This window comes from Pararcticibacter amylolyticus (genome assembly GCF_003130405.1).
Lineage (GTDB): Bacteria > Bacteroidota > Bacteroidia > Sphingobacteriales > Sphingobacteriaceae > Arcticibacter > Arcticibacter amylolyticus.
Genome location: NZ_QEAS01000001.1, coordinates 424,469 through 443,759, shown reverse-complemented (window position 1 = coordinate 443,759; position 19,291 = coordinate 424,469). Strand labels below are relative to the sequence as shown.

Here is a 19,291-nt window from a genome sequence, read left to right as displayed (position 1 = left end):
CAAGGAAATAACTGTATTTGCCATTATAAATAAACAACGTTTGCTTGTCAAGCTCCATGATCTGGTTACAAACATTATCCAGAAAGTACCTGTCGTGAGTAACCATTAAAACCGTTTTCTGACCTGTGGTAAGAAAGCTCTCCAGCCACTCTATCATCTCAATATCCAGGTGATTCGTTGGCTCGTCCAGTATGAATATATCAGGGTCATCAATAAGGAGTTTGGCAAGCGCGAGTCTTTTTCGCTGTCCGCCCGACATATTGCTGATCTTTTGATGCTGATCTTCTATTGAAAGACGTTGAAGAATAGTTTTAATCTGGTGCTCATATTCCCATGCGTTAAGCTCACTTAACTCATTAATCAGGTGCTGTAATTCTTCCTGATCCGGATCTGTTTGCTCCAATAGTTGCTCATAGCGCCTTATGACCTGCTGTTGCTTATTGTCGAGACTAAAGATGAAATCTCCAACTGTCTCTTGCGTTCCAAAATCCGGATCCTGTTCGAGATATCCGGTTCTTAATCCTTTTTCCTTTACTACTTTTCCCTCAACCGGTAGTAGTCTCCCTGAAAGGATACGCAGTAATGTTGATTTTCCGGACCCATTTATTCCGACCAGGGCAGTTCTTTGACCCTTTGCAATACCAAATGTAATGCCTTTAAAAAGCCATGAATCATTGAATGAATGACCTAATTGTTCTCCTGATAAAATACTCATGCCAGTTTGTTTATTTGATCAGAATAATAGAGAAAAGTTCCATTAAGATCCTTTAAAAATTGACGAGCCATTGCTCCTGCTACTACTTCTCCTTTTATGCTTCTGTATTTTTCAAACCTTCCTGTCAGGAAGGGATTCAGCATCTTCATTATGTAATGTCCTGTGTTTTCCAAAAGGCGCTTTTCTTTTCTTTCCCCTACTAAGAGAGAAGGTTTATATATGTGTAATGATTTGAAATTCAATTGTTTAATATCTCTCTCCACTTCTCCTTTTACTCTCACGTAGAAGTTTTTTGACTTCGGGTTTGCTCCAATAGCCGATACCAGGTGAAATTGCTCAATTTTATTTTTGGAAGCAATTTGAGCCAACGAGAGAGGGTAATTATAGTCTACACGTCTGTAATCATCTAAATCAGGTGTTTTCGCCCGTGTAGAACCCAGGCAACAAAACACAGCTGATCCATTAATCAATCCACTATAAGAGCATATCTTATTAAAATCAATGATCTCTTGAAAAAGCTTTGGATGTGTTATTCCCAGAGGCTTTCGAACAAGAGCCACCACCATTTCTACCTCATTTTCGCTCAATAGAAAATTAAGGAGATGTGATCCAACCAGCCCGTTTGCTCCTGCAATGATTACTTTTTTCAAAACCTTTTAATCAAATACAAAAATAAGCAATATTAGTTAATACCTGCTTTATTGTATTGAATACTATCTAAGAGTTTTGTTTGTAAAATACTGTTAATTAGTATGTTAAGAAAATAACATAAATATGGCTAATATTTTAGCTAAGAACAAAGAAGGTATGAAACTTTAAATTAATGACCACATGTTCAGAATTGCCTATGGCTAAGGTAATAATCTTCCTTAGAAGTCATTAAATCTTTATCGTTCTTACTTTTGTCTTTGTAACCAAGAAGGTGAAGTATTCCGTGTACAATTACCCGGTGTATTTCATCTTTTTCCAATATGCCGAAATTCGAAGCATTCTCCCTTACTCTATCGATACTGATAAATACATCACCTTCTATGCGATCTTCTTCTTCACTGCTGTCGAAAGTGATGATATCTGTATACGTATCGTGATTCAGGTATTGTTGATTAATATTCAACAAATAATTATCAGAACAAAAAATAAGGTTAAGGTAACCCGAATTTTTTCCTTCAGTAGTAATTACTGTATTTATCCAGGTCCTTATATTAGTCTTTTGTTTTAAAGTAAAGTCGGTGTCTTCCGAAAAGAAAGAAATCTTTGAACGGCTCATTAAATCTTAAAATGTAACTCTATTTCGTTGCCTTTAACGTTGAAAATACACTGGTCAGCAAGGTGTTTAATTATGAATATACCCCGTCCGGTTAAATTTTCAAGGTTTTCTGGTGCTGTAGGATCGGGAAGCCTGTTATAATCAAATCCATCACCTTCGTCGGTAACGGTAAACTGCATTCTCTTCCTGTCTGAAACCTCAAGATTGATATATACCTTTTTATGCTCATCCTGTTTGTTTCCGTGGATGATGGCATTGATAGTTGCCTCGCTCATGCAGGTGAGCACATTCGCGTAGGTATCAGGAGGGATCTGATATTCTTCTTTGAGGTTATCTATGAAGTTTTCAACGATGGTTATGCTTTCCAATTTAGAGGGAAGTTGTAACGTATACAATACCGTATTGTCTGAAATGTCTACCCTATTTGTTGTCATATTTTTATTTTGATTCTAAATTTCTGAAATAATCACCAACTTTCAATTGGTAAAATAAACTTAAAGAAGCAGGAACTGTTTTAAGAAGTTCTGTTTCACGGTGTTTAATTTTTTTAAAATTTTCTAACAGGGAGTTATAAACAGGAGAATGAACTGTACCTTCACGACTTTCCCTCTGATTATCCGTTTCCCTTTCTCGTTCGGCCTTCTCTGCCTCGAGCAGTTTTGTTAAAATTTGCTGTTGGCGAAGCAGAGTTTCCTGCTTTAATTTTTTGTTTACGAGATCAGTTTCAGTTTGTTCCATTTCTTTGCTCACTTTGCCGAAATTTTCCAGTTCGCCCTTTGCATCTTTCTGTAACTCCTTATTTATCTGTTGAAGTGCTTCGCGTATCATTTGTTGCTGACGGGCCATTTTTGCCATTTGTTCACTCATTTCCCCCTTTCCGGCAGCTTGTCCCTCCTTCAATCCCTGTTGTCTCATTTGTTCACGGGCTTTCTGCATGTTCTGGTTAAGCTGCTCCTGCATCTTGCTTAGTCCCGAAATGCTTTTTTGCTTACCTTCTCCGCCCTGCCTGGCGCTTTTCATGGCCTTCTGCACCTTATCTTCCACTTCACTAAGCATTAGCGCAAGGTTGTTGATCGACGTGAGTGCATACTGCTGATCTCTTCCTGCTTCAGGTATCTTTCTGTCAGACAGGTTCTGAATGGCTTTGTCCACGTTGCTGTTTATCAACTGTACTTCCTTATTTACAAAGCTTTCTATTTGTGGTACTCTTCTGCTTAATGAATAGAGACTATCCTGAATCATTTTCATATTATCCAGTATTTCCTTTTGCTTCTGGACTATATTTTTGAATGATGGTTCACTATAAGACGTATTTCGTACCTGTAATAGTACATCTTCCTGATTGAAAGATGATTTGAGTAAATTAGCGAGAATCTGCCGTAAATTCATAAGATTTATCCCAGCCTCCTGTGTCTCATTTTCCTGTTGTGCATCCTCAAGTTTCTTCGCCATCTTCTTCATTTGAGATGAAGCCTTCTGCATGTTCTCCGATGCCTTTTCTTTGTTTTTATTGCGAAGACTTTTAGTGACAGTTTCCTGGCTTTGCTCTATTTCCTGCTGAGCACTCTGGTCATTTTTGAAGTCATTCATCGTTTCGAGATTCTGATGCTTTTTTTCGAGTTCGTCCAGATCCTTTCTGATACTACTGAATTCTTCTTTAAGCTGATCCTGCGTTTCGCCTGATTTTCGTATATCGTTTTTTTCCTCGCTGGTTTTCCGGCCCAATTCTTCCTGTTTTTCCGAGAGGTTTTTTAGCTTATTGATTGTGGATGAAAGCTTCTGATCAAATTCCAGCTTCTTGTAAAGCTCCAGTATCCTGTCGAGTTCCTTCTGTAATGATTTGTCATCCATCTGCATCTTCGACAATTCCTGTTGTGTCTGTATTTTACTATTTTGTTCAAGCAGCTGCTGAATATTCTTCAATAAATCCTTTGTTTTATCATCAAGAACATTGTTAAACAGGTTTTCAATTTGCTTCTGTTTTGCAATTATTTCCTGTTTTTGATCCAGCTCATTCTGGCGCAAAAGGTTCTCCTTATTTTCCTTTTTTATTTCATTTACTAATTTTTCGAGTTTCTCCTGTTTGTTAAGCAAATTTTCTATCTGACTTTTTTCATCGAAAGAAAGACTCCTTTTGCTAAGGAGGTCTTTATTCATTTTTACAGCTTCTTTTTCAATACTCCTGGCCTGGCGGATGGCTTGCTCCATTTTATTCTTAATACTTTCAGCCGATTTCTCACTTTTACGAACAATTTCTTCTTCTGTATCAAGTTTGAACGTTTTTATTTCAGACCTGGTTGATTTAGGTCCGTTGAATCCGTCATTATCAAATACTTCAAAGAAGTACTCTATTTCCTGTCCCGGCTTTAGGCCGGTTCCTTTTATGTTCCATGTATGAAAGAAGCTGCTTTCCGTACTGTTCTTATTAACCGGAATATTTTCACTTTGATATTTTTCACTTTTTCCATCTGACAGTTTGTAATTGAATTTTACATCAGAGAAACCGTGGTCGTCAGAAATTTTACCGATAAAATAGAACGAGTTGTGATTGATAGAATCAATTTGTCCGGAGACTTCAATAGAAGGCCGCAGATCGGGTATTACATTTAGATTGTAGGAAACAGAGGGATTGTTTTTTACTTCATCGTTTACTGGTCTTATTACGATACCGGCATTCTTTTTGGCAGTAAGGGTATGTACAAAGGAATTTCCTGAAGTGGGGCGCAGCTCTGAAACGATGCTATCGGTTTTAAAATGGATCAAATTGGTATTCTCGGTAGAGAACGTCCATGTTATCCTTGTTCCTTCAGGCACGGTAAGATCTCCGGCGTTATGAAGAGATTCTGCTTTCCTCTCCAGATAAGAAGGATAATGAAGACGGACATTGAAATCTATGAGGGAAGGTCTTTTTTTTACTTCTATTTCAAAGGGTGCTGAATGAAAGCCTCCTCCTGATAGCCGGAATGTCTTGTTTTGCTGTAAATTCCGGAAAGTATAATTAAAGAGGATAATATTTTCACGGTCAAGCTTAAAGCTGTTGATCCCATCTTCCAGATAAACATCCTGTGGAATTTCGTTACCCGTTATTTTGACCCTCAGAGTAAGATCTTCACCCTGAACAGCTTGAAGTTTTCCATTTAGAAGGTGAAACGTAAAGGGTGCCTTTTTAACATACTTCTTGTTATAGTGAATGATTCGTTCTGTCCCTTCACTGAGTATTGAGGGCGCTGTTAAAGCTATTAATACAATTACGGTGAGAGGAGGTATCACAAAACGGAGATATCTCCTGTTTTCAGAGATATTAATTGCGGATGTGAAAGGAATGGGACTTAGATCTGCAATCTTTTGATTAATACCCGCTTCAATCAATGCCCTCTGATGCTGATTTTCATCGGCAAGTTTCTTCAATTGAAGTGTGTTTATCAATTTATCTTCGATGTGACTAAAATGCTTTCCTATTATTTCTGAGGCCTGTTCATGAGAGATTGTCTTTCCCAGCTTGAAATAAGAAAGGAGAGGTACCGCTATGGTTCTGATAGCAATACTTACATTCAGAAATAGAAAACTGAAGAAAAGAAGACTTCTTACAAGCTGGTCAAAGTTGCCATAATATTCTGCTATAGTAACCAATATGTAGCTTATAAAGAGGGCAGCAGCAAGGTAAATAATTCCTCTCACCACCATATTCAGGTAGTATTTCCGGATGAACTCATCTACTTTTTTTATAAGAGCAGAATAATTTCCGGCAGAGTGCTCTGTTCTCATTCTTTTCACTTACCAAAATAACGAAAAATGCGAAGACTTGTTACCATTCGCTAACATTGATAACGTACGCAAACGATTGCATGTTTTGCATTAATTTCATTTGCTGTATATTTTAGACGTATTTGTAGCTTAAAGATCCATTGATTAGTAATGTGTTATCGTAACTGGCGGCTTAATTCTCCGCTTATTAGTAAAGAAATGTGCAATAGGTGCACGGGCTCTTTAGAAAAAATAAAAGCAGGGCTTAATTATTTAACCAGAAGCAATTAAGCCCTGACCGAACTCACAATTTCAGGAGTTATGCTGTCAGCTCAGCATTAAGCCGGCAACGGTAGTATTTGCGGTTTCATCAATTAGTATTGCACCACCGTTAGCTCTCAGAGAGGTATAGGTGTCATATACTATAGGAGACGCCGTTTTAATGGTTACATGTACAACATCGTTCAATGAAGCTTTTTCAATGCCCTCCTGTTTTTCGAGGGTATTCACATCCAGTTTGAAATTGATCTGTTTAACAATGCAGCGAACCCTCCGGCTCTGTACCTGCAACAGGTATTTGCCTCCTGCTGTCAGGGGTTTGTTATCCATCCAGCAAAGAGTTGCTTCAATTTCCTGGCTTACTATCGGAGCAGAACTTCCTGTAACGATTACATCTCCTCTGTTGATGTCGATATCATCCTTTAACCGGAGAACTGCACTTTGTGGTGCAAAAGCCTCTTCTACCTCTATCCCGTGAACTTCAACAGCTTCAATCTCAGATTCAATATGATCAGGCAATACAATGATCTTATCTCCCTTTTTATAGGAGCCGCTTAATACTTTTCCTGCATATCCCCTGTAATCATGAAGATCATCAGACTGCGGCCGTATAACATATTGTACGGGGAACCGGGATTCCGAGAAATCCAGGTCTCTTACTACATCTATAGTCTCCAGCAGGTCGAGCAGGGTCTGACCGGTATACCAGGGAGTATTCGGAGAAGAGTTGACAATATTATCGCCATTAAGTGCACTCACGGGGATAAACCTGATATCTTTCATATTCAGGGTCTGAGCCATGCGGGAATATTCATCAACAATGGAATTATATGCAGCTTCCGAATAATCTACCATATCCATTTTGTTGATGGTTACAACCACATGAGGGATCTGTAAAAGCGAAGCGATGATACTATGACGGCGGGTCTGCTCTACCACTCCCTGTCTTGCATCTATCAGGATAATAATCAAATCAGAGTTAGAAGCACCTGTGACCATATTCCTGGTATACTGAATATGTCCGGGGGCATCTGCAATAATGAATTTTCTTTTATCAGTTGAGAAGTATTTGTAGGCCACGTCGATTGTGATGCCTTGTTCTCTTTCAGCACGAAGGCCGTCAGTAAACAATGCGAGATCGATTTCGCCTTCCTGCTTGTTCTTACTTTGTCTTTGGATTGTCTCAAGCTGGTCTACTTTTATAGAGTCAGTATCATATAGCAGCCGGCCGATTAATGTACTTTTTCCATCATCAACACTTCCTGCGGTTATAAATCGAAGTAAATCCATTTGTAGCTATCGGTTTTCAGCTTTCAGCACCTGGCTTACGGCTTTTTAATAAATTGTTCCTAGAGAAGAAAATTAAAAATATCCGTTCTTTTTCCTGTCTTCCATTGCCGCTTCGGAAACCTGGTCGTCGATCCTGGTTTCACCCCGTTCACTGATATTGGTACGGTTAATCTCTGAAATGATATCGTCAATGGATGATGCAGAAGATTCAACGGCAGCTGTACAGGTCATATCTCCCACGGTCCGGTACCGGACGTTCTTTTTCACGATGACATCATCTTCGTCAATTCTGATAAAAGGAGATAGTGCAACCAGGTGTTCACCGTGAATTATCACTTCCCTTTCATGAGTGAAATAGATAGATGGCAATTCAATCCCTTCACGTTTTATATAATTCCAAACATCAAGTTCTACCCAGTTACTGATTGGAAATACCCTGACATTTTCGCCTTTAGCAATTTTGCCGTTATAGAGGTTCCAAAGTTCTGGTCTTTGTTTTTTGGGATCCCATTGTCCGAATTCATCTCTCACCGAGAAGATTCGTTCTTTTGCTCTTGCCTTCTCTTCATCACGCCTGGCCCCTCCGATGCAGGCATCAAATCCGAATTCTTCAATGGTGTCAAGGAGAGTATATGACTGAAGGGCATTTCTGGAGGCAAATTTTCCAGCCGGCTCCTTCAATCCCTTTGCTTTAATAGTATCTTCTACTTTTCTGACAATCAGTTTCGCTCCGGTTTCAGCTGCGATCCGGTCACGATATTCCAGCGCTTCCGGGAAGTTATGGCCTGTGTCGATATGAACGAGAGGGAAAGGAATTTTCCCCGGTTTAAAAGCTTTCAGTGCCAGTTGCACTAAAGTAATTGAATCTTTACCGCCGGAAAATAATAGGGCGGGCCGTTCAAACTGACCTGCCACTTCCCGCATTATATGGATCGATTCGGCTTCAAGCAGATCAAGGTAATCTAATTTATGTTGAGGCATAAAGCAATGATATTGTATTTTTTCAGGAATGTGCGTGTAATCCGCATTCTTTAGTTGTTTTGTCTTCCCACCACCATCTTCCTGCACGGAAATCCTCACCCGGTCTTATAGCTCTGGTGCAGCATGCGCACCCTATGCTTACAAAACCTTTATCGTGAAGTGTGTTATAGGGAATTCCGTTTTCATTTATGAATGATCTTACATCTTCTGTTGACCAGTGCAGCAGGGGGTGATATTTAAGAATCTTATTGGTATCGTCCCACTCCAGCTGAGGGAGATCTCCCCGTTCAGGAGAATGTTCTGATCGTAAGCCTGTTATCCAAAGCTGATTTCCAGACAAGGCTCTTTGGAGAGGTTCTACTTTGCGGATATGACAACAACTCTTCCTGTTTTCGATCGATTCGTAAAAAGCATTAGGTCCCTTACCCGTTACAAATCTCTCTATCTGTTCCTGATTGGGATAATAGGCTTCAACGTGCGTATTATATTGTTCATTAGTCCGGCTCCATACATAATAGGTTTCACCAAACAAACGGCCGGTATCAAGCGTAAAGATCCTAACCGGAAGAGCCTGCGAAAGTATCATGTGAGCAATCACCTGATCTTCCCAGCTGAAGCTGGTTGAAAAAACAATTTTTCCTTCGAATTCTTTAGACAGTAAAGAGAGAGCATCTTGTGGAAGAAGCCCTTCTATACGCGGTAACAGCTCTCCTAATCTGCTATTTAGAGTTTCAATCATTTCAATCCCTGTATTCTAGATCTATATCAGCACAATATTAAGGATAATTTCCGGGCTGGATACACACCCTGATAGTGTGTAGTCTATAGATAAAGTAGACAAATATACAGATAATTAGATGATTGTATCTTATTAATTTTAAAAAGCATCGTAATAGCAAGTATAATACAAAGCAATATCTGGCAACATGCCGCTCCGTCTATAGGTGCCCGCCGGGTTTTGACTTAATACATAAAACTGGGGCAGATGTAATCAAAGTGACTATCTTTGTCTGTTCAATTTATTTCGATATGCAGGATAATGTTCGGGTGCGTTTTGCACCGAGCCCTACAGGAGGTTTACACCTCGGTGGCGTTCGTACTGTTTTGTTTAATTACCTCTTTGCCCGTCAGAACGGGGGCAAGTTTATACTACGTATAGAAGATACCGACCAGACTCGCTATGTGCCGGGTGCTGAAGAATATATACAGGAATGTCTTAAGTGGTGCGGGCTTCATCCGGATGAGGGGCCGGAAAATGGTGGTCCTTACGGTCCCTACCGCCAGAGTGAGCGGAAAGCCCTTTACCGGCAATATGCAGAGCAGCTGGTTGAACAGGGATATGCTTACTATGCTTTTGATACACCTGAAGAGCTCGAACAGAAACGGAAAGATATAGCGAATTTTCAGTATGGCTATTTTTATCGTAGTCAGATGCGTAATTCCTTATCGTTAGACAAGGATGAAGTAAGCAAGTTGCTGGAAAGTGGTTTTCCTTACGTAATCCGCATAAAAATGCCTGAAGATGAAACGGTATCATTCACTGATATGATACGCGGTGAAGTGAATTTTCAAACATCCCAGTCAGATGATAAAGTTCTGCTTAAAGCTGATGGAATGCCTACTTATCACCTTGCAGTGGTGGTGGATGATTATCTGATGAAGATCACTCATGCGTTCAGAGGAGAGGAATGGTTGCCTTCTGCACCAGTACATCTTCTTTTATGGAAGTATTTGGGTTGGAAGGATGAGATGCCCCAGTGGGCGCATTTGCCATTGATCCTAAAACCTGATGGTAATGGTAAGTTGAGCAAGAGAGATGGTGCAAGATTGGGATTTCCGGTGTATGCTATGAACTGGACAGACCCTAATACAGGCGACCTGACGCCTGGTTTCCGTGAGATTGGCTTTCTTCCCGAGGCATTTATCAATATGCTGGTGATGCTTGGATGGAACGATGGTACTGACCAGGAAATCTTTAGTTTAGAGCAATTAACTTCTAAATTCTCGTTGGAAAGGGTGAATAAGGCAGGTGCTAAATTCGATTATGAAAAGGCAAAATGGTTCAACTCTGAATGGATTAAAAAGCTGGATAAAGGGGAGCTGCAACAATTAGTTGCAGAAAAACTGAGTGAAGCGGGAATAGATATTTCTGACGATTCAAAGCTCGGTTCGGTAATCGGGTTAGTGAAAGACCGCTGTCATCTACTAACGGATTTCGTTGCTCAGTCTTCTTACTTCTTTAAGTCCCCTGCTGACTACGACCTGAATGCCGTTAAGCCAAAGTGGACGGAAGCGAAACAAGAGTTTTTCGAAGGTTTTGCTGATTTTCTTCTCAATAACCAATCTCTCACTGCTCAGGAGCTGGAAGAGAAATTCAAAGCCCTGGCCCAGGAAAAAGGGTTTAAAATCGGCGATGTCATGCTGCCTTACAGGGTCATGCTTGTTGGCGGTAAATTTGGTCCTGCTGTTTTTGATATTACAAAACTGATAGGGGAGGAAGAAGCCGTTACCAGAGTGAAAAAGGCTCTTGGTGAATTTACTAAAGATTAAACGGGTGAATAGTCTGATATGCAGAAGATATCAGGCTATTCACCTGATTGTTTGAAGTCCTGTCAGTATCAGAAAAATTCCACAGTCCAGTTCCTGCTCCATTTTTCAAGGGGCGGAAGCTCTATAATGCCTTCTTTCTTTTTGAGATCTTTATCATGTGCAACTGAGTCTGCAATACCATACCAGGGTTCTATGCACACAAAAGGAGCATCTTTCGCTGCCCATATCCCCATGTATGGAAAGTCCCCGAAATGATAGCTTAAGCCATGTTCAGTCTTGTCGCTCCTGAGAGATATCGTGTCCGATTCCAGGTCCTTAAAGACAAGTGCATCCTTGTAAAACAAATCATGTTGTAGCGGAAGCTTGTCCTGCCCCTTCAGATACGGCACAGGTGTTGCTATCAGGTTTTTATCGATTGTCCAGGCGGCACTATTCTCTTTTTTTGAAAATTCCAGGTAATAATCTTCGTAAACAGTGCCTTCAATCAGTGGAACGTTAAATGCAGGATGTGCTCCAACCGAGAAAAACAGGGGACCGGCAGCAGGATTCTTAACCTCGTAAGTGAGGGTAATAGAGTTTGCGCCGAGCTGATAGATCAGCCTTAATTCAAACTGGAAGGGGTAACTCTTTAATGTTTCGTCGTTGCTTTTTAAAAGGAATGTTGCCGATGCAGGAGTGCTTTTTTCCACTTCGAATATCATATCGCGGGCAAATCCATGTTTAACGAGATGGTATTCCTGTCCTTCGTAAAAGAAGCTGTCATCTTTTAGCCCCCCAACGACCGGAAACAGTACCGGGCTATGCCTGGGCCAGTAAAGGGCATCGCCGTTCCACAGGTATTCAAGTTGAAAAGCTTTACTGTAAAAGCTTTGAAGCTCTGCGCCATTTGGACTGATGGAGGCGCGAAACCCTTCATTTTCTAAAATAATCATAATATGTTTTTATGAATGTAATTGTCTCTTTATTGTTTCAAGAGATACAAATTTAAACGTATTTAGCACTTTTAAATATTATGAGATATCTAGTATATACCTTTGTGTTTGCCGGCGTACTTTCTGCCTGTTCTTCCAACCCGTATAAGCATACCAATCGTTTTTACAGGAAGCAGGCAAAGCAAATGATCAAGCCTTTTACGGAGCTGCCTTCAATCGAAAATTATGGGGGCATCAAGCCGGAATACCCGGTAGGCACCACCAATTTTAATCTCAGGAAGCCGAATTTCGTGATTATTCATCATACCGCACAAAATTCCTGTGAACAAACCCTGAAGACATTTACCCTTCAGCGTACCCAGGTCAGTGCTCATTATGTAATATGTAAGGATGGAACCGTTCACCATATGCTGAACGATTATTTGCGAGCATGGCATGCAGGCATAGCTAAATGGGGGAACCTGACAGATGTTAATTCATCTTCTCTGGGAATTGAACTGGATAATAACGGGAACGAGCCCTTTCCTGATGCTCAGATCAAGAGTTTGCTTGAGCTTCTTGGCTGGCTCAAGAAGAACTATTCTATTCCAACCGCAAATTTCATTGGACATGCTGATATAGCACCCCGAAGGAAGCCTGATCCTAGCGCATTCTTCCCCTGGAAGGTGCTTGCAGATAAGGGATTTGGTTACTGGCCTGATATGATAGTTGAAACGGTTCCCGCAGGCTTCAACAGTTTGCATGCACTAAGAATGATAGGATATGATACAAAAGATTCAGTTGCCGCAATCAAAGCTTTTAAATTGCACTTTGTACAAACAGACCTTAGTCCCCGCCTTTCTGAAGCAGACAAAGGAATCCTTAATAATCTGATTAAGAAATATTAATACAGATGCTATAGATTTTGTCTATGTGCTATTGATAAAAAGAATTGAGAAACAGCCCCCTTTTATTGAATTAGAGGCACTGTAGCGGTATCTTTGCGCCAGATTAAAAAATATTTAGTTATGATAACAATCGGTCAAAAGTTTCCGGCTTTCGAAAAAAAAGCAGTTGTAAGCAGAGAAAAAGGTAAAGAGTTTGAAACTATCACTTCAGACTATCTTACTAACGAAGATAACGTTTGGACTGTGATGTTTTGGTGGCCAAAGGATTTTACTTTTGTATGCCCTACTGAAATTGCAGAGTTTAACAAGTCATATGGCGAATTCCGAGACAGAGATGCACGCCTGATCGGAGCTTCAACAGATACAGAGTTTGTTCACCTTGCGTGGAGGAATAATCATGAAGATCTTCAGGATCTTAAATTCCCAATGCTTGCGGATACTTCAAAGTCGTTGGCTGAGGATTTAGGTATTCTTGAGCCAACCGAAAAGATCGCATACCGTGCAACATTCATCGTTGATCCCCAGGGAATCGTTCGTTGGGTCTCTGTAAATGATTTAAATGTTGGCCGTAACGTTAAAGAAGTATTGCGCGTTCTCGACGGCTTACAGACAGATGAGCTTTGCCCTTGCAACTGGGAAAAAGGACAGGAAACAATCAAAGCATAATTGAAAGTTGTCAGCAACCGGCTGTCAGCAGCAAGGAGACTATTTGCTGATACGCTTGTAGCTGAATGCTGAAATCCCCTTAATAAGGGGATTTTTTTTAACCTTTTAACTTTATAAAAATGAGCGAAACAGCAGAAGTGATAAAAGAACTATTAGAAAGTATCAAAATTGACGGTACTTACCGGAATGAAAGCCTTAATCTCCTTGAAAAAGGTGAATCCAGATATTTGAGAGATTTAAAGGTCAATCTTACGAGCACCCTTACATCAGAGCATTTAAGTGCAAAGGAAATCGGACTTATCGGAGTTTGCACAGCTATAAACAATGTAAATAAACCGCTGACTGACTTTTATAGTGGCTTTGCTTCAGAGAACGGTGCATCTGCAGAAGATATTGCGGAAGCCGCTGCATGTGCCTCCTTGCTTTCGTCTAATAACGTTTTCTACAGGTTCAGGCATTTTACACAGAAGGAAAAATACACCCAGATCCCAGCCAGGATCCGTATGCAGATAATGGCCAGACCGGTAACAGGGAAGGAATTTTTCGAACTGATGAGCCTGGCTGTTTCTGCCGTAAACGGATGCGAAATGTGTGTAAACGCACATGAGGATTCGCTGATTAAGATGGGAACAAGGGAAGAACGGATATTTGATGCGGTTAGGATAGCATCACTTATTACTGCCACCGGGAAAGTAATTTATTAGTATACAGCCTGCTTTACAATTAAAAAAAACCTTCTTGTATGTATTTATAAAAAGAAAGTTTTTCGTAACTTAGCTATAAGGTTAACCGCCCTTTAGCTGAAGCAAATTCCCGGCGTCACGGTCTCTGGTGAGAAGTGCAGCAAAAGAGGCAAAGGTTTTTAATTGTAATTTGGGATACCGTCGTATGATAGGCTTCATACGACGGTTTTTTTTAGTGTGCATCTACTGGCATCTGCACATTCTTTTTAAACTTCTGCAAGTAGATCATCGGTATAGAACAGAGAAGGATAAAACCAACAATCCAATATGCATCGGTATAAGTGAGAAGCATCGTTTGTTTCATAACGGTGCCTTCGATGGCTTTGATGGCAGCATGCTGAGCATCAAGTGCAGTATAGCCTTTAGCCATGAAATTTTGTACCATCGCGTTAAAGCGGGTAACATAGGCGGGATTATAATCGTTGATATTTTCCAGGAGAATATTGCGATGGGCCCCCTGTCTGACATGAATGAAAGTAGTAATGGCAGCAACACCAAATGATCCCCCGAGTTGCCTCATCATGTTGTTTAATCCGGTACCTTGTCCGATTTCATTGCCGCGAAGATCCTGGATCGCCAGGGTAGTCAGCGGAACAAAAAGCAGCGACATCCCCAGTCCTCTTACCACCAGTGGCCAGAAGAAATCGCTTGTTCCTGATGAAAGGGTTGACTTACTTAGCATAAATGAAAATACAAAGAATAGTGTAAGCCCCGCCGTAGCCATGAACTGAGCAGGCACTCCCTTTTTCAGCATGATGCCCACAAAAGGCATCATCGCGATAGTAACAAGTCCCCCGGGAAAAAGCAATTCACCTGTTTGCTGTGCGGAGAACCCCAGCAGAGTCTGACAGAACACAGGGAATATGAACATCGAGCCATACAAACCCAATCCCAGTATAAACGAGGTGAACATCCCGATTGAAAAGCTCCGGTGGCGCATGATTTTGAAGTTCACGATCGGATGGCTGGTGCTAAGCTCACGCCAAATGAATAGCAGGAACCCGATTACAGAACTGGCTGTAAGTACAATGATATATCCTGTAGCAAACCAGTCTTCACTCTCTCCTTTTTCCAGGACGGTTTGCAAACTTCCTACAGCTATCGCGAGTAGCAGAATGCCCCACCAGTCTACCGGCTGGTCTTTCCCGACTTTTGCAGTGGGCCTGACAAACATATACGTGCAATAGGCCGCCAGAATACCGACCGGGATATTTACGTAGAAGATCCAGGGCCATGAAAAATGGTCTGTGATGTATCCGCCGATTGTAGGACCCACCGTTGGTCCTACTACAGCTCCAAGTCCAAAAAGTGCAGTTGCAATCCCTACCTCTTCAGGTGGCCAGGTTTCAAGTAGAATAGCTTGTGCATTTGAAATAAGCCCGCCGCCTGCCAGCCCCTGGACGATACGGAAAATCACGAGCTCCGATAGTGTTGCGGCGTTTCCGCAGAGAAAAGAAGCGATCGTAAATATAATGATCGACGCGAGAAAATAGTTTTTTCTTCCGAACCTGTTCCCCAGCCATCCCGACATCGGAAGAATAATAACATTGGCTACCCCATAGCCTGTAGATATCCACGCAACGTCTTCAAGTGTAGCCCCCAGGTTGCCTTGTATCTGGGGAATAGAAACGTTTACGATCGTGGTATCAATTAACTCCAGAAGTGCGGCAACAATTACAGTAATTGTAATTACCCACTTCTTTAAACCTTTTTCAGCCATTATTTCTAATCAGTGATAACGGAAACTTTCACGCTCATTCCGGGGCGCAACCGATCCATTAGTTCTTTATCTGCTTTCATTTTAATCTTTACCGGAACCCGTTGAACGACCTTCACAAAATTCCCTGTCGCATTATCAGGAGGAAGTAAAGAAAATTTGGCGCCCGTTGCCGGAGAGAAGTTATATACAGTACCGTCTACTTTTTCGTCGGGAAAGGCGTCTACTTCTACATGTACCTTTTGACCGGTTCTGAGTTTCTCCAGCTGAGTCTCTTTGAAATTCGCAGTGATATAAAGGCTGTTATCGTTTACAACAGAAAACAAGGTCTGGCCAGCCTGAATCAATTGGCCTTTTTGAATGCTCTTCTTTGAAACGATACCCGATGCCGGCGCATTAATGGTGGTGTAAGACAATTGCAGTTTTGCAAAGTCAACATCTGCCTGGCGCTGGTCAACCCCTGTATTTGTCACTTGCAGCTGAGAGCGGGTAGTACCTACCTGGCCTTCTGCTGAGCGGTATTGATCTAATGCTGCCTGGTAAGCAGCTTTTGCTGCATCTCTTTCAGCCTTAGCCTGATCAAACTGCTGCTGAGTTATTGCTCCCTCTTTAATAAGGTTTGAATAGCGGGTGAAATCCTGATTTGCTTTCCAAAGGCGAACACGCGCCGCTTCTGCATTTGCTTTCGCTGTTGAAGAGGAGGCAGTTGTTGCACCTATTTGCGCTTGTGATACACCAATGCTGGCTGTCGCTCCCCGCTGTGCTGCCAGGCTCTGCTCCAGTTTGATCCTGTAATCGCGCTCATCCAGCTTAACCAGCACCTGGCCGGCATTAACATGCTGGTTCTCTTCAAACAAAATTGTATCAACGTAGCCGCCAACCCGGGCTACTACAGGGCTGATGTCGCCGTCTATTTGTGCGTCATCTGTATCAACGTGATTCTTAAAATAGAGATATTCCCTGATGCCGATAGCACCTCCTATTATGATGATCAATCCCAGGATGATGGGGATGACTTTGTTGGATTTCTTTTTCTTTTGGGTGGGTTCCATTATAAATATGCGTTATTGTTGTTGAATTGTTCCTGTTGCTTTAAGTAAAGTGTACCAGGCAAGGCCGGCATCGGCTTTTGCCAGTTCAAGATTGATTTGTGATTGAAACAGCTGAGTCTGAGCATCAATACGGTCTGTCACAGAGGCAATATTATTGCGGTATTTAGACTCAAGGATCCTGTCGTTTTCAGCAGCCTGCTGAATAGAATTCTCGAGGATTTTGATTCTTTCAACAGAGCGGTTGTAATTCTGATAATCCTGGTTGACTTCCGTTTTTACATTATCGACGTTGATATTCTTCACAATCTCTGCTTCATTGCGCTGTATTTGTGCTTCGGAGACTTTATTCTTGTTTGTCCAGAGCTTATCGATATGCCAGGCTAATGTAGCCCCAACGGAAACCGGAGCCAGGAAGGTATTGGTTTTAGGAATGAAGCTGGAAGTGGGATTAATATAATACATGCTTCCTGTAGCACTTAAGGTAGGCAGAAGATCAGCTTTCACCGTCTTGATGTTCGTTTCTGCCAGTTTTGTTCTAAGATCATATTCCCTGATCTCTTCACGGTTTGTCAGTGCGGTATCTATCAGACTGCTCAATGATGCTGGTCTTACCGAGGATAAGCCGAAATTACTGATTTGCAATTGTGTGCTTTCGGGCAGTCCCAGCAGGATGTCTAGATTGTAGTTGACGATCTTGCCGTTAGTCTCCAGATCTACGCCAGTGAGCTCAATGTTGTTTCGCTGCAACTGAAATCTGAGCACATCATTCTTTGTTACCAATCCCTGGCTGAAAAATTGCTGTGCCTGCTTGAGTTGCTGGTCTACCGACTGGAGATTTTGCTGAACAACCATTTTGCTTTGCTGAACCTTGTACAGGTTATAACAAGCGTTAATAATGGCATAAGCTACTTCGTCTTTTTGTTTGTCAGCATCAAGACGTGCAATTTTCGTAAGAAGGTCTGTTGATTCCTTTGCATATTTCAACTGGTTCCCTGCGAATATGACTTCTGCAACTGAAACAGTGCCGATGAAAGCATCCGCCTTTGAGGGAAGGGTCATCGGCTCGTCTTCTCCGGGGACCTGGAATTTGCCGCTCAGGAAATTAGCATGGCTGTAAGCATAGCTGGCACTCGCTGTTGGTAAAGACCTGTCCTTTGCCTGGTTGAACCGGGCTATGGCTTCGTCGATTTTCGATTGCGAGGCTTTGAGCACCTTACTGTTGTCAATGCCAAGTTTAACGGCTTCTCCGACCGAGATGACCCGAACTTCCTGTGCAAGTGCGCTTGCCGGCTCCAAGGTCACAATAAGGAGCGCAAGGCGCCATCCTTTTCTGATTTTTCTGAAAATACCACTTTTCAGACTTGTATATATGTGGTTCATGATTCTATATGCGCAGTATGTAATTATTCTTTACCGTGATCCTTCACAGCTTCTTACCTGAAGCTCTATTTTTTCAGATAAGAATCGAGCAGTTCCAGCAGATGCTTTTTTAAACGGGGTTTAATTTCCTGGTTAAGGACCTCAGCATTATCAAGGTCCTTACCAAATAAAGCCGATGCGATGCCGGAAAGGTGAACTAAGTAATATTTTGTGCCAAAAATCGTAGATATAGTAAGATCGATATCGATTTCTCTGAAGCTTCCATTGTTAATCCCTTCCTGGAGGACCTTCCTTATTTCATTAAGATTTTTGTTCATATATTCCACAATAAATCCTCCGACGCCCGAACGTTGCTGGAATGAAATCTCATGTTGCATCAGTCGCTGAAAACAACTTTGAGTGGTTACACGCTCGACATAGAGATCAATGTATTTATGAAGCTTATCCCAGGAAGAAATATTCTCTTCATTCAGATTAATGAGGGTTTGATGAAATCCACTGAACTTTCTTTCGAAGACGGCCTTATACAATCCCTCTTTTGACCCGAAATAATAATTAAGCATAGCCATATTCACTCCGGCCTCATTAGCAATAGCACGGGTAGATGCTCCATCAAATCCATTTTCTGAAAAAAGCCTCTCAGCGGTATCCAGTATGATCTCTTTTCTGTCTTCTTTCATTTCGGAAACAAAACTAATCAATCGATTGATTAATTGTATCATTTTCGTTAATAATTCTTATTTATGTGACTTTTTGATGATTAAGGACAGGTTCGGTACGCTCTATGATATAGAATAAACAATAAAACAATTTACAGCTGGTGCTTATTGAATATAGAAAGTCTTTAACGATTAAATTTTTAGGATATGGAACAGTATAATAAAGACAGGCAACCAGAAGAACTGTATTACATACTTGCAATGATTTGTGGAGTTCTCACAGGCTGGGCGGCAACTCAGTCATTATTATGGGTATTTGTGGGAGCCCTGCTGGGTCTCCTAAGTGCAGGATTTTATGTGAACGTTTTTGTTAAAGGGAAACATCATTGAAAAAATAAAGCGTCCTGCATGGAGCAGGACGCTTCAACC

Annotated in this window: 18 protein-coding genes; 5 read left to right on the top strand and 13 right to left on the bottom strand. The window is 41.3% G+C overall.

Annotation, left to right across the window (positions count from 1 at the left end):
* The 8 genes from DDR33_RS26575 to DDR33_RS01835 form a co-directional block, all read right to left on the bottom strand.
* A partial coding sequence (locus DDR33_RS26575) for an ATP-binding cassette domain-containing protein (protein WP_238387620.1) occupies nucleotides 1-715 on the bottom strand: 715 nt, incomplete at its 3' end.
* Entirely contained in the window at nucleotides 712-1,365 is a 654-nt protein-coding gene (locus DDR33_RS01865; protein WP_109414051.1) for an NAD-dependent epimerase/dehydratase family protein, read from the bottom strand. The genes DDR33_RS26575 and DDR33_RS01865, both read right to left, overlap by 4 nt.
* A gap of 185 nt (nucleotides 1,366-1,550) precedes the next feature.
* Nucleotides 1,551-1,982, bottom strand: coding sequence for an rRNA maturation RNase YbeY (gene ybeY, locus DDR33_RS01860; protein ID WP_109414050.1), 432 nt, complete (start codon nucleotides 1,980-1,982; stop codon nucleotides 1,551-1,553).
* Nucleotides 1,982-2,416 carry an ATP-binding protein gene (locus DDR33_RS01855; RefSeq protein ID WP_109414049.1) on the bottom strand — a complete coding sequence of 145 codons (435 nt, stop codon included), beginning with the start codon at nucleotides 2,414-2,416 and terminating at the stop codon, nucleotides 1,982-1,984. The genes ybeY and DDR33_RS01855 overlap by 1 nt, the downstream gene beginning before the upstream one ends.
* 4 nt (nucleotides 2,417-2,420) lie before the next feature.
* Nucleotides 2,421-5,747 carry a DUF4175 family protein gene (locus tag DDR33_RS01850; RefSeq protein ID WP_109414048.1) on the bottom strand — a complete coding sequence of 1,109 codons (3,327 nt, stop codon included), beginning with the start codon at nucleotides 5,745-5,747 and terminating at the stop codon, nucleotides 2,421-2,423.
* A gap of 306 nt (nucleotides 5,748-6,053) precedes the next feature.
* Entirely contained in the window at nucleotides 6,054-7,295 is a 1,242-nt protein-coding gene (locus DDR33_RS01845; protein ID WP_109414047.1) for a sulfate adenylyltransferase subunit 1, read from the bottom strand.
* 72 nt (nucleotides 7,296-7,367) lie between these two features.
* Nucleotides 7,368-8,276, bottom strand: a complete 909-nt coding sequence (cysD, locus tag DDR33_RS01840; RefSeq protein WP_109414046.1) for a sulfate adenylyltransferase subunit CysD — start codon at nucleotides 8,274-8,276, stop codon at nucleotides 7,368-7,370.
* A gap of 22 nt (nucleotides 8,277-8,298) precedes the next feature.
* A complete protein-coding gene (locus DDR33_RS01835) occupies nucleotides 8,299-9,015 on the bottom strand; it encodes a phosphoadenylyl-sulfate reductase (RefSeq protein ID WP_109414045.1) in 717 nt (238 codons plus the stop codon).
* A gap of 290 nt (nucleotides 9,016-9,305) precedes the next feature.
* Between DDR33_RS01835 and gltX the strand changes: the two genes are divergently transcribed.
* A complete protein-coding gene (gene gltX, locus DDR33_RS01830; RefSeq protein WP_109414044.1) occupies nucleotides 9,306-10,826 on the top strand; it encodes a glutamate--tRNA ligase in 1,521 nt (506 codons plus the stop codon).
* A 68-nt stretch (nucleotides 10,827-10,894) separates the two neighbouring features.
* Here gltX and DDR33_RS01825 read toward each other — a convergent pair whose 3' ends face one another.
* Nucleotides 10,895-11,758, bottom strand: coding sequence for an aldose 1-epimerase family protein (locus tag DDR33_RS01825; RefSeq protein ID WP_109414043.1), 864 nt, complete (start codon nucleotides 11,756-11,758; stop codon nucleotides 10,895-10,897).
* Between the two features lie 80 nt (nucleotides 11,759-11,838).
* On the opposite strand from DDR33_RS01825, the gene DDR33_RS01820 reads away from it, so the two are divergent.
* The 3 genes from DDR33_RS01820 to DDR33_RS01810 all read left to right on the top strand — a co-directional run bounded on the left by DDR33_RS01820 (nucleotide 11,839) and on the right by DDR33_RS01810 (nucleotide 14,015).
* A complete protein-coding gene (locus DDR33_RS01820) occupies nucleotides 11,839-12,645 on the top strand; it encodes an N-acetylmuramoyl-L-alanine amidase (protein ID WP_109414042.1) in 807 nt (268 codons plus the stop codon).
* 120 nt (nucleotides 12,646-12,765) lie between these two features.
* Nucleotides 12,766-13,311 carry a peroxiredoxin gene (locus tag DDR33_RS01815; RefSeq protein ID WP_109414041.1) on the top strand — a complete coding sequence of 182 codons (546 nt, stop codon included), beginning with the start codon at nucleotides 12,766-12,768 and terminating at the stop codon, nucleotides 13,309-13,311.
* Nucleotides 13,312-13,430: 119 nt separating this feature from the next.
* Entirely contained in the window at nucleotides 13,431-14,015 is a 585-nt protein-coding gene (locus tag DDR33_RS01810; protein ID WP_109414040.1) for a carboxymuconolactone decarboxylase family protein, read from the top strand.
* 211 nt (nucleotides 14,016-14,226) lie between these two features.
* On the opposite strand, the gene DDR33_RS01805 is transcribed toward DDR33_RS01810, so the two are convergent.
* The 4 genes from DDR33_RS01805 to DDR33_RS01790 form a co-directional block, all read right to left on the bottom strand.
* Nucleotides 14,227-15,774 (bottom strand): DHA2 family efflux MFS transporter permease subunit, encoded by a 1,548-nt coding sequence (locus tag DDR33_RS01805; protein ID WP_109414039.1) that lies wholly within the window; start codon nucleotides 15,772-15,774, stop codon nucleotides 14,227-14,229.
* Between the two features lie 5 nt (nucleotides 15,775-15,779).
* Nucleotides 15,780-16,823, bottom strand: a complete 1,044-nt coding sequence (locus DDR33_RS01800) for an HlyD family secretion protein (RefSeq protein ID WP_109414038.1) — start codon at nucleotides 16,821-16,823, stop codon at nucleotides 15,780-15,782.
* 12 nt (nucleotides 16,824-16,835) lie between these two features.
* Nucleotides 16,836-18,203 carry a TolC family protein gene (locus tag DDR33_RS01795; protein ID WP_109414037.1) on the bottom strand — a complete coding sequence of 456 codons (1,368 nt, stop codon included), beginning with the start codon at nucleotides 18,201-18,203 and terminating at the stop codon, nucleotides 16,836-16,838.
* Between the two features lie 65 nt (nucleotides 18,204-18,268).
* The gene (locus DDR33_RS01790) at nucleotides 18,269-18,883 is read right to left on the bottom strand and encodes a TetR/AcrR family transcriptional regulator (RefSeq protein ID WP_158280610.1); all 615 of its coding nucleotides are present in this window, start codon (nucleotides 18,881-18,883) and stop codon (nucleotides 18,269-18,271) included.
* A gap of 186 nt (nucleotides 18,884-19,069) precedes the next feature.
* On the opposite strand from DDR33_RS01790, the gene DDR33_RS01785 reads away from it, so the two are divergent.
* On the top strand, nucleotides 19,070-19,252 hold the full coding sequence (locus DDR33_RS01785) for a hypothetical protein (RefSeq protein ID WP_109414035.1): 183 nt from the start codon (nucleotides 19,070-19,072) through the stop codon (nucleotides 19,250-19,252).
* Nucleotides 19,253-19,291: the final 39 nt, after the last annotated feature.